The sequence below is a fragment of the Rhodothermales bacterium genome (assembly GCA_034439735.1).
Classification (GTDB): Bacteria; Bacteroidota; Rhodothermia; order Rhodothermales; family JAHQVL01; genus JAWKNW01.
Genome location: JAWXAX010000197.1, coordinates 1 through 10,990 on the forward strand (window position 1 = coordinate 1; position 10,990 = coordinate 10,990).

Below are 10,990 nucleotides of genomic sequence, written 5' to 3' on the forward strand. Positions count from 1 at the left end.
ACCTCCGAGATCACGCCGGCCGCGTCCGGTGATTCGACGCCGCTCACAACAGGCACGCCCGCCTTTATAATGCCGGCCTTCTCCGCAGCGATCGCCTCGAGCGTATCCCCCAGAATCGCTGTATGCTCGAGACCGATCGTTGTGATCGCGCACACCGATGGTTCGACAATGTTCGTCGCGTCCAACCGCCCGCCCAACCCCACCTCTACGACGGCGAGATCGACGCCTTCTTCCGCGAAATACAGGAAGCTCAGCGCAACCGTCGCCTCGAAGAAACTCGGCCCCACGGCTTCGAATAGATCCACGTAACGCCCCACCAGTCCCGCCAGGCGCCCATCGGGAATGGCCACGCCATCGATCCGCATCCGTTCCTGCAGCCGGTACAGGTGGGGGGAGGTGTGCAGGCCTACCCTGCGTCCGGTGGACGTGCCTATCGCGGCCAGCATCGACGACGTGGAGCCTTTTCCGTTGGTTCCCGCAACGTGCGCCACGCGCAACACACGGTGTGGATCGCCCATGCCGGCCATCAACGCGGCGATCCGCTCCAGACCCGGGGCATACGCCACGGCGCCGGCTACGGAAAAGCTGGGCAATCCCAACAAGTAGGCTTCAGCGTCGGCTATCGTCATCGGGCGATGGGGGATGGATACCAGGGCAGAAAATCCGGCGCGTGTGTTCGTCAACGTGTTCGATCCGCACCCGGATCGTATCCGACGGCAGCAGCGACTCCACGCGCTCCGGCCACTCGACCAAACACACGCCGTCCCCGAAGAAATAGGCTTCATACCCCAGCTCAAAAAACTCGCTACGCTGGCGGATACGGTAGGCATCGAAGTGGTATACCGGAAAGTCCCGGCCGGCGTACTCTTGCACCAGAGTAAACGTCGGACTGCTCACGGCCCCCTCGTCGATTCCCCATGCCGTACAGACGCCTTTTACGAAATGGGTCTTCCCGGCGCCGAGATCGCCGTACAAGGCTACGACATCGCCTGGCCCCAGCGTCTGCCCCACCCGCTCGCCCAGCGCCAGGGTCTCTTCCGGACTGTGGGAAAGGATGGGCTCGGTAGCGGAAGAGCGGGGCATACGCGGGACGTCAGGTTTCCCCAAGAACGCCCGCCGCCTCGCGGTGATTCCTGTGCGGCCGGCACGCGAACTTTTGTACATAATTCGGTAGATTCCTGCGTCCCTCTCCTTCTTTCCCTCGTCTACATGCGCGCGTCATACCTCTCCCTCGTAGCCTGCGGCATCGCCGCGTTCCTGGCCGGCTGCACGCCGGGCGGCGAATCCAACAGCACGTCCAGCACCACCCCGGGCCGGCTCGAAATCGCCGTCATCCCTAAAGGAACGACGCACCAGTTCTGGAAAAGTATCCATGCCGGCGCCAACAAAGCCGCGAGTGAACTGGACGTAGATATCATCTGGCAGGGGCCCCAACGCGAGGATGACCGCCAATTGCAGATCCAGGTCGTCCAGAACTTCATCAGCCGCGGCGTCGACGCCATCGTGCTGGCCCCGCTTGATGCCCGCAGCCTCGCGCCGCCCGTCGAAGCCGCCGTCGGTCGCAAGATCCCCGTCGTGATCATCGACTCCGCGCTCGAGTCGGACGCTCAGTCGAGCTTCGTCGCCACCGATAACCGCGCCGGCGGCCGGCTCAGCGCTCGCCGACTGGCGGACCTCCTTGGAAAACAGGGGCGGGTCATCGTACTTCGTTACCAGGAGGGCTCGGCGAGCACCGCGCACCGCGAGGAGGGTTTCCTCGAGGAAATCCGCACCTACGCGCCCGACATCGAGATCATCTCCGAGAACCAGTACGCCGGCCCGACCGTCGAGCGCGCCCTCCAGGCTTCTCAAAATCTCCTAAATCGCTTCGCGGACGTTGACGGCATCTTCGCCTCGAACGAGTCCGCCACCCAGGGCATGCTCCGCGCCCTGGAAACCGCCGGCCGCGCCGGCGCCGTCCGCTTCGTGGGGTTCGACGCCAACGAAACGCTGCTCGCCGGCCTCCGAGCCGGCCACATCCAGGGCCTCGCCCTGCAAGATCCGTTCGACATGGGCTACAACGGCGTCAAAACCGCCGTCGCCATCCTCCGAAATGAGCCCTTCGAATCCCGCCTCGACACCCGGATTATGATGATCACCCCGGAGAATATCGACACACCCGAAGCACGAGAACTACTCACCCCCGACCTCGCCACCTGGCTGAACGAGTAGGTAAACGCCCCCATCGCTAATGGCTAATCGCTAATCGCCAATCCCTTGTTCTCTCTTTCCCGCATCGTCAAATCGTTCGGCCCCGTTCGGGCGCTTCGAGGGGTGGATCTTTCCGCCACCGCCGGCGAGGTGCATGCGCTTATCGGCGAAAATGGGGCGGGGAAGAGTACGCTGATGCGGGTGCTCAGCGGCGCCCTGCAACCGGATGCGGGTCATATGACGATCGACGGCGCCTTCTACACTCCCCGCACACCGCGCGACGGAAGGGCCGCCGGCATCGGGATGATCTATCAGGAACTGACCATAGCGCCCCATCTGTCGGTCCTGGACAACATCTGCCTCGGGCTCGAACACCGGCAATGGGGGTGGATCCGGCCGCGGCGCGCCGAAGCGCGCGAAGCGCTGCAGCGGCTCGGGCAGGGGGAGATCGACCTCGATGCGCCGGCCGGCCGGCTCAGCATCGGAAAACAACAGGTCGTGGAAATCGCCCGCGCCCTGCTTTCGAACGCCCGGATTGTCGTGATGGACGAGCCAACCAGTTCGCTTTCGGCCGACGACGCCAGCGCCCTGTTCACCGTCATCCGTCGCCTCAGGGACGAAGGGGTCGCCATTGTCTACATCAGCCATTTCCTGGAAGAAGTGATGACGCTGGCGGACCGATACACCGTGCTGCGCGACGGCGAATCGGTGGCCAACGGCTCGATTGCCGCGACGCACCTGGATGATATCATCGCGGCCATGATCGGCCGGCCCGCCGGCGAGTTGTACCCGAGCCGCCACCGCACGCCCGGCGATCCGCTCCTGACCGTTGATAACGCCTGCGGCCCGGATGGCGGCGCACCGAACCACGTGTCGCTCACCGTGCATCGCGGCGAGGTGTTGGGCATCGCCGGCCTGGTGGGCGCCGGCCGGTCGGAGCTGCTGCGAACCCTATTCGGCCTCCAGCCGGGTGAAAGCGGCGCCCTGCGCATCGGCCCCTCGGGGCCTGTCCGCCTCTCCACGCTCACCCCGGCCGCCGCCCTTGGCCTGGGCATCAACCTGCTCAGCGAGGACCGGAAAGCGGAGGGACTGGCCGTGGACATGACGATCACCGCCAACCTCACCCTCTCTTCCGCCCGCCGGTACAGTAAGCTCGGCTTTCTCAACCGCCGGCACGAGCACGCCGCCGCGGCCGACTGGGTCACGCGCCTGGGCATCCGCGCCCACTCCCCCCTCCAGCCGGCCCGCACCCTCTCCGGCGGCAACCAGCAGAAACTCTGCCTCGCCCGCCTCCTGCACGACGACAGCGACATCCTCCTACTCGACGAGCCCACCCGCGGCATCGATATTGGCAGCAAGGCAGAGATATACCACCTCATCGATGAGGCCGCGCGCGCCGGCAAAGCCATCGTCCTCACCAGCTCTTACCTCCCCGAACTGCTCGGCGTTTGCGACACCATCGCCGTCATGCACCGCGGCGCCCTCTCCGACGTTCGGCAGGCCGGGGAATGGACGAGCAATTCGATTATTCGATACGCGAGCGGAGGAAAAGTGAAAAGTGAAAAGTGAAAAGTGAAAAGTTCAAGGCCTGTGCTTCAATCCCGATCCCCAATTTTGCACTTTTCACGTTACACCTTTCACTCTATCCGCCCAGCCAGCCTTCGATCACAGCGATCTCATCCGGGTGCACCGTGTGGCCCATGCCGGGGAAGATGCGTTTGTCGACCACGGCGCCGAGGGCGGTGAGGACCTCGGCGGAACGGTGTACGCGGGCGACCGGGATGTGGGGATCGTTGTCGCTGCAACCGAGCAACACGGGCGTCCCAGCCAGCGAGCCGGGATACACGAAGGCCTTGTCGTCGGGAGGGGGTGCGCCCGGGTGTTCGCCGCTTCCGATGAGGCCACCGCTCAGCGCCGCAACGCCGCCGTATCGGCGCGGATGGCGGGCGGCGAACTCCAGCGCGAGGCAGGCGCCCTGGGAGAAGCCGACGAGTAGGACCCTTTCGGCCGGCACGCCGGCTGCCCCGGCCTGCTCGACGAGCCCATCGAGGACCCATAGGGCAGACGACAAGCCAGGTTCGTTACGCGTAATCGGGGCCAGAAACGAATGGGGATACCACGTCGCGCCGGCCGCCTGCGGGGCCAGATAGGCCACGTCGTCGCGCCAGAAATGGCGCGCGAGGTCGAGCATCCCTTCGGCCGAAGCCCCCCGGCCGTGAACAAGGATTACGACGGCCAAAGCGCCGGCAAGCGGCGCCCCTGCCACGGCGACAGAGCCCCCCGTATGCGGATCAATCAGATAGTCAGCCATGGTTCACCTCGCGGGGATGCCGCACCGACCGGTCAAGCGCCGGCAGCCGCGCTTCGATTTCGCCCCGACGTGATTCCATCCAGGGCGGGAGCTTGAGCGTGTCGCCGAGAGCCGGCACGGGCTCGTCGTATGCGAATCCGGGCGCATCCGTCGCGATCTCGAACAACACCCCGCCAGGCGATCGGAAGTAAATCGAATGGAAGTACTGGCGGTCCTTCACATCCGTCACCCCGACGCCGGCATCGTACAACGCCGTCTGGTAGGCCACCTGCTCTTCGTCATCCACTGTGCGAAAGGCGATATGGTGGATCGACCCTGCCCCGAAACGCCCGGCGGCTTCGCCCGGAGCGTGGACCAGATCCACATACAAGCCCCTGTCCGCCGACGCGCCGGCGTACCGATACCGCGCACCCTCCTGGCCAATCAAGCAGTACCCCAGCCGGCTCACGAGCAGGTCGGCCGTCGCCTCGATCTCGGCTAGAAGCAGGGTGACGTTGTGAAACCCGCGCAACGCATGGGCCGGCGGTACCGGACCCTCGGCCCACTGTTCGATTGTCGAGGGCTCATCTGTCGCGATGAGTTCCAGCTCCAACCCGTCCGGGTCGTAACACCGAAGCATCGGGTGCCCGAAGCGGGGTTCTTCCTCGCGTATGCTCAGCCCGAATCCTGCCAGTCGATCCGCCCAGTAGGCGACAGAGCCGGCCGGGATCGCATACGCCACCGCACTCGTCTCCCCCGTGCCGAGGCGTCCACGCGGCATGTGGCGCCAGGGGAAAAACGTCATGATCGTCCCCGGCGTCCCGACTTCATCGCCATAATAGAGGTGATACGTGCCCGGGTCGTCGAAATTCACGGTTGTCTTTACGAGCCGCTGCCCCAGCACACGCTGGTAAAAAAGGAGGTTCGCCTGGGGATCGCTTGCCACAGCGGTAATATGATGGAGTCCCTGTATGGCATTCATGATCGTTTCGTATTCATTCCCGAATCATCCACGGCCCAACTTCCGGCAGAGCGCGCCGAGCCGTTGTTGCTCTTCGGCATCGAGCCGGCCTATCGCCGCGGCAACCCGCTCCACGTGCGCCGGCCAGATCGATTCGAACAGGCTCCGGCCGACTTCCGTCAGGTGCACCTCGATACACCGGCGATCGTCGCCGCGCCGGGTACGCGCTACGAGGCTGCGGCGCTCCAGGTTGTCGAGTACCGTCGTCATGTTAGCGCCGCTCTTTAAGATCTTACCGGCCAGTTCACTCGGCATCATATCCCCCAGATGATACAACGCCTCCAAAACCCCGAACTGACTCACCGTCAGCCGGTAGGCCTGGAGATGGGTGTTCACCCGCGCCGACACCGATTCGGATGCACGCGAGAGCTTGATCAAGGTGTCGAGCGCCAGAACCTGCTCCGGGCTCCCTGAAAAATGGGTAGGCATGTATTCGGGTATATGTGAATTGACATCGAGTGAATCAACGTCGAGTGAATCAACGTCGAGTTATTCGATGTCGTACCATGGGTGCGCCAAAACGAATTCCTGTTACACCAACCCAATCGATCAGCCGCCCGGGACAAGACAATCGGAGAAGCCGGCGCGGAGCAGGAGCAGGTCGGGTGGGAGCCAGGCGACGGTCTCGATGTAGCCGGCGCCGAAAAATCCAAAGCCGTTTTCGATGTTGGTCAGCGTGCCGGGCTCGACGAGGACGTTTTCGTCGAACGCTCCGACGGGGGACACCCATTCGGCGTTACCCACATGGACGTCCAGACGCATTTCGCCGGCGCAGATCAGCTGGCCGGGGAGTTCGAGCTGGGCATACGCGCGCGCAATGAGGCGGAAGTCATCGCGCAGGGCGACGGTCAGGCTCCACCGATCCTCGCGACGCACCTGTTTCCCGCTGTAGCTCACTGTAACGGGGAGTTCGGCTAGCGTGACGCCGGCGGAACTGACGGAGAAGGTGGAATAGGTCAGGTCGATGCGCGGCAGCGCCGGCGGATCGCCGACGAGATCGATGGGGAGCTCAATCGCATTGACCGCATTTGTATTGGGCGGAACGATTTCGATCGTGATCGGATCGGGCACGATGACATCCGTGCTGTTGGTGAGCACGCCGTCCGACCGCTCGATCTCGAGCCGATAGGTCTCGCCAAATCCGATCGGTTCGGAAAGCCAGTACACATGCCGATAATCTCCATTAAACAGCTGGATGACGGAGTCGCGCCATGCGAATCGCGCGCCGTCCGAGAGGCGCAACAGCGAAACCGCCGCGTCGATGGGCCCTGGCGTGATGAGCCGTAACTGGTCATCGATCGTGAACACGCGCACGGCATGGGTGTCCGCTTTCGGGTTGATGAACCCGTAGACTGAAAAGGGCAGGTTGGTGCCGATAAACGGATTGACGTCCTCCTCACAACCGGCCAGCGCGCCGATCATCAGCACGAAGACCGCCAGACGGGCCGGCCAGAGGGATGAGCCAGGATACAGTGCGGGCATGATAGGTCGACGGGCGAAGCCGCGCCGGAAGATTCAGTTGAACGTTACCTTGACGCCGACGGTGGGCACAAAGGGCAGCTGATCGCTTCGGCGGAGGGTGAAGATGTCGAGCGCGAGCAGGTTGCGTCGGTTGTAGACGTTGATGGCTCCCGCCTGCAGGATGAGGCCGGCGTGCTCCCACTCGAACGTGCGCTCCAGGGAGATATCCAGCCGGTGGTACGCCGGCAGGACGCCCTCGAAGGGGCGGTCGTAGATGATCCGCCGGCTGTCGATCGCGGTAAAGATGTCCTGGATGCCATCCATGTTCACAAAACCATCGAATCCGATGATCTGGTTGTACGGCAGACCGGAACCGTAATTCCAGCGGACGCTGACGTCAAATACCTTGAGTTTCGTGCTCACGAGAATGTTGAGCTGATGGCGGCGGTCGTGCGGAGGCCGGAAACGCAGCCGCTCGACGCCATACCAGATCGGCAGCGCCGCCTGTTTCGCATTGTAGTGCACGGACGACAGGCCATAGTTGAGGTAGGCATAGAAGGCCGGCCGGCGCACCTCGATGCGGAGGTCGGATCCCAGCGCTCGGCCGTCGGCCCGCTGCATCCGCGACGTGAAGCGGGGAAACGACGTCCACTCCGCGATCCAGATGTTCGTGAAGTACTTGTAGAAGGTCTCGGTGGAAATCTCCAACCAGTCGTTCGGGTGGAAGCGGTACCCGGCAATGGAGTGGTAGGCTTCCGTCAGGTTCTCGGAGGGCGCGCTCACCCATGCCGTGAAGACGTTCGTCGCATCCCGCCGGTCCGTCAACCCGATCACCTCCTGGTGGTATTTGCCGGCGGCTGCGCTCACCTGATGTTGACCCCGCTCCCACACGATGCGCGCACGCGGCTCGAAGAACCGGTTGATCTCGTTGCCCGTGAACAGCTGCGCCACGACTCCAACGCGGGCGCGCAATTCGGAGGAGATGTGGATGTCCGGTTCCAGATAGATCCCGATCTTGTGCCGGCGACCAATACCCAATTCCAGATCCTGATAGAGACCGCCGAGTTGCGCCTCCAGCGAGGGTGCGCGGGCGAAAATGCCGTACTTATACTCGGTTCTACCGATAAAATTCGTAAAATTGACCGCGTAGTTGAAGCTGTTGTGCTGGGACACTCGCACAGGGTCCCCCACGGGGCCCAGTTCGTTGCTCATGTGTGACACGGAGAAGAGCAGTTCGCCGAGGAACGGTTTCCCGCCGGAAAGAAACAGGTAGCGGAGCCCGTACGCCGTGTTCTCCCAGCGCACTTCATCCAGCACCCGATCCACACTCGGCTCGCCCAGCACGCCGGCGTCGTGGGTGCGCAGCATACTGAAGGAGAGCTGCTGGTTATCGTTCAGCACCATATGCAGCTTGCCAAACGCATCGCCAAACGTGTAGGGCAGCGGCTGTTTCAGGTAGAGATCCGCCCCCTGATCGATGACGGACTGCCGAAAGGAGCCGAGGATCGACACGCGATCCCGCTTGAGCGGCGCTTCGAAGAGCGCGCCGCTTACGAACGGTGCGAGCGAAACCGAGCCGGCCGCCCGCTTTTTATTGCCGTTGCGCGAATAGATATCGATCACGGACGAGATCCGCCCGCTGAACTGGCTCCCGAATCCGCCGGCGTAGACGTCCGCCCGGTTGATGATATCCGACGGAAACGCGGAATAGAAGCCTAGGATGTGAAACGGCTGGTGGACGTACATCCCATCCAGCAGCACCATATTGTGCGAGGGTTCGCCGCCGCGGATAAAAAACTGCCCGCCGCGGTCGCCGATCGACACGACGCCGGGCATCGTGCCGAGATATGTCGCGAGGTCACGCGAGACGTCTGGCGCCGGCACCAGTTCGATATCCTCCGGGCGCACCGTCTGCAGGCCGGCGGTCACCCGCGCTGCGCCGCCGACGCGCTCGGCCTCCACCAGCACTTCGTCCATCTGAGATTCGCCGTATTCGAGCGCGACGTTGATGGTATGGATGCTGCCGGGGCGCAACACCAGCGTATCGCGGTACGGCGCGTAACCGATATACGAAATGCTGAGCAGATACTGGCCCGCCGGGATGCGGGATACCGTGTAGACGCCGTCGTTATCCGTCACGGTGCCAAAAAAGGCGCCGTTTTCGTTATCGAGCAGGATGTTGACCCCCTGCATCGCTTCGCCGTCTTCCCGGTCCGTCACAAATCCGCGCACCGTCGCCGTCTGGGCAGACGCCGACTGCGCCATGCCCAGGAGGAGTAAGAGGACAACCAACAGGAGCGAAAGGTGTGCGCGACCACCAGTGCCTTTTAAGCCACCGGAGATTCTTAAGCCACCGGAGATTCTTAAGCCACCAGGGCCTGCCATGCGCGTGGCAGCAGGCAGAGTACGGGATACGAACATACGGCTACGGCTCCGCTAAGGCGTTGGTGTGCCGGGAAGGGTGGCAAAGGGGGGGGGTGTACTCATCGACTTCGCATGAACCAATACACTTCCCACAGGCGGGCACCACCACACCTCGCCGGGTTATCACGAGGAGAGATCCGTGAAAAGGGTTTCCACGAAGCGCTCCGTATTGATAAACCCGGTGCCCCAGGACTCATAGTCGGCCGCCGGCTTTGCTGCCTGCACCTCCTCGAGCGTTTTGCCCTCGGCGACGAGCAGCATCACGGCGGAGCGCACCCGGGTCAGCATTTCGAGATATTCGCGAAGGTCCGCGGGCGTGGAGAGGGGTCCGTGTCCGGGGATGATCTTCGTCTCTTCGTTTGCGATCGACAGCGCCCGATTCGCCGCCGAGATCACGCCGTCCACCGAACCGCCCGAACCGAGATCGACATAGGGAAACCGGCCGGCGAAAAACGTATCGCCCATGTGGATGACGTTGGCGCCCGGGAAATGGATGATGGCGTCGCCGTCGGTGTGCGCTTGCGCCACATGGATGCCGCGAATCGCGTCGCCGTTGAGATGGAAGGTGACGTCCTCCGCAAAGGTGACGATCGGAAGCGCGGCCCTGGGAGCGGGCGGCGTCGTGGCATTATTCGCCGCCCGGAACTGTTCGGTGCTCATGCGCTGGTAGACGTTGTCGTGCGCGACGATGAGCGCGCCGCCGGCGCCCATGTTCTCGTTGCCGCCCGTGTGGTCGCCGTGCCAGTGGGTGTTGATGACGAAGCGAACCGGGTTCGGCGTGATCGCCGCGATCGCCGCCTTGATCTTGTCGGTCAGCGGGGCAAACTGGTCGTCGATGATAAACGTCCCATCCTCACCGATCGAAACACCGACATTGCCGCCGGCGCCGATGAGCATGTAGACGTTCCCCGAAACCGGCACCGTCTCGATCTGGACGGCATCGAAGTTCTGCTGGGCCGCCGCCGGCGCAATCGTGCTAAGGGCGATGAGCGACAGGAAAAGGCATACAAAAAGTGGTTTCAGTCCCATGGGAAGATACAAACAGGTGAGGAGGTGAGCCGCGCGCGGTGGCCGACGCGCATCACCAAGATAGTCACTGGGGACGGCAAGATCCACGCCGCATCATTCGCGCAGCATGGCGCTGCGAATCTGGCCTTCGCGGGGCGAGAGCGGATAATAATACAGGATGGCCGGCACGCCACCGGCTTCCTCACTGAGGGTGAAGTAGCCGGACTCGTCGGCCGCCCAGGCGATCGCCTCACCCTGGGGCTCGGGCACGTAGGGCATCGCTTCCGGGGTATCGGCATACCATGGATCGAGCCCGGCTTCGTACCGATATACAACGTCGTAACTCTTCACGAGGGACCACCGGCCCGAGGGCGATATATCCCCCGCGACGGCCCGTTGCGTCAAGCTCACCGACCCGCGCAGCGCCACCTCGCCGACGCGTTCCAACACAAACGCCGCACCGCCCGCCGGCGCGAGAGGCGCGCGGTAGACGGCCTGGCGACCGCTGGATTTGGTGACGATGTACAGGTCGCCTGTAGCGGGGTCGACCATCAAGGTCTCGCTATTATGAGGCCCGTCCGGGTACGTGAGCGCGA

At 63.5% G+C, this 10,990-nt stretch carries 11 protein-coding genes; 2 read left to right on the forward strand and 9 right to left on the reverse strand.

All coding sequences use genetic code 11. The features are described 5' to 3' along the window. Together SH809_14775 and tsaE are read right to left on the reverse strand one after the other, a co-directional pair. The coding region (locus tag SH809_14775; protein MDZ4700969.1) for a Mur ligase family protein at positions 1 to 629 on the reverse strand (629 nt) is incomplete at its 3' end. Then, positions 610 to 1,083, reverse strand: coding sequence for a tRNA (adenosine(37)-N6)-threonylcarbamoyltransferase complex ATPase subunit type 1 TsaE (gene tsaE / locus SH809_14780; protein MDZ4700970.1), 474 nt, complete (start codon positions 1,081 to 1,083; stop codon positions 610 to 612). The genes tsaE and SH809_14775, both read right to left, overlap by 20 nt. Positions 1,084 to 1,209: 126 nt before the next feature. On the opposite strand from tsaE, the gene SH809_14785 reads away from it, so the two are divergent. Both SH809_14785 and SH809_14790 read left to right on the forward strand, forming a co-directional pair. Further along, complete coding sequence (locus SH809_14785; GenBank protein MDZ4700971.1) at positions 1,210 to 2,211, forward strand: substrate-binding domain-containing protein; 1,002 nt, start codon at positions 1,210 to 1,212, stop codon at positions 2,209 to 2,211. Positions 2,212 to 2,256: 45 nt separating this feature from the next. Further along, positions 2,257 to 3,759 carry a sugar ABC transporter ATP-binding protein gene (locus tag SH809_14790; GenBank protein MDZ4700972.1) on the forward strand — a complete coding sequence of 501 codons (1,503 nt, stop codon included), beginning with the start codon at positions 2,257 to 2,259 and terminating at the stop codon, positions 3,757 to 3,759. Positions 3,760 to 3,832: 73 nt separating this feature from the next. On the opposite strand, the gene SH809_14795 is transcribed toward SH809_14790, so the two are convergent. From SH809_14795 to SH809_14825, 7 genes are all read right to left on the reverse strand, one after another. After that, a complete protein-coding gene (locus SH809_14795; protein ID MDZ4700973.1) occupies positions 3,833 to 4,501 on the reverse strand; it encodes a dienelactone hydrolase family protein in 669 nt (222 codons plus the stop codon). Continuing rightward, positions 4,494 to 5,462 carry a ring-cleaving dioxygenase gene (locus tag SH809_14800; protein MDZ4700974.1) on the reverse strand — a complete coding sequence of 323 codons (969 nt, stop codon included), beginning with the start codon at positions 5,460 to 5,462 and terminating at the stop codon, positions 4,494 to 4,496. Before SH809_14800 ends, SH809_14795 begins: the two co-directional genes overlap by 8 nt. A gap of 24 nt (positions 5,463 to 5,486) precedes the next feature. Next, positions 5,487 to 5,930 carry a MarR family transcriptional regulator gene (locus tag SH809_14805; GenBank protein MDZ4700975.1) on the reverse strand — a complete coding sequence of 148 codons (444 nt, stop codon included), beginning with the start codon at positions 5,928 to 5,930 and terminating at the stop codon, positions 5,487 to 5,489. Positions 5,931 to 6,050: 120 nt separating this feature from the next. Further along, complete coding sequence (locus SH809_14810; protein MDZ4700976.1) at positions 6,051 to 6,983, reverse strand: hypothetical protein; 933 nt, start codon at positions 6,981 to 6,983, stop codon at positions 6,051 to 6,053. A 33-nt stretch (positions 6,984 to 7,016) separates the two neighbouring features. Further along, the gene (locus SH809_14815; GenBank protein ID MDZ4700977.1) at positions 7,017 to 9,254 is read right to left on the reverse strand and encodes a carboxypeptidase regulatory-like domain-containing protein; all 2,238 of its coding nucleotides are present in this window, start codon (positions 9,252 to 9,254) and stop codon (positions 7,017 to 7,019) included. Between the two features lie 255 nt (positions 9,255 to 9,509). After that, on the reverse strand, positions 9,510 to 10,415 hold the full coding sequence (locus tag SH809_14820) for an MBL fold metallo-hydrolase (GenBank protein MDZ4700978.1): 906 nt from the start codon (positions 10,413 to 10,415) through the stop codon (positions 9,510 to 9,512). Between the two features lie 93 nt (positions 10,416 to 10,508). After that, positions 10,509 to 10,990, reverse strand: a 482-nt coding sequence (locus SH809_14825) for a hypothetical protein (GenBank protein MDZ4700979.1), incomplete at its 5' end; no start/stop codon positions are given.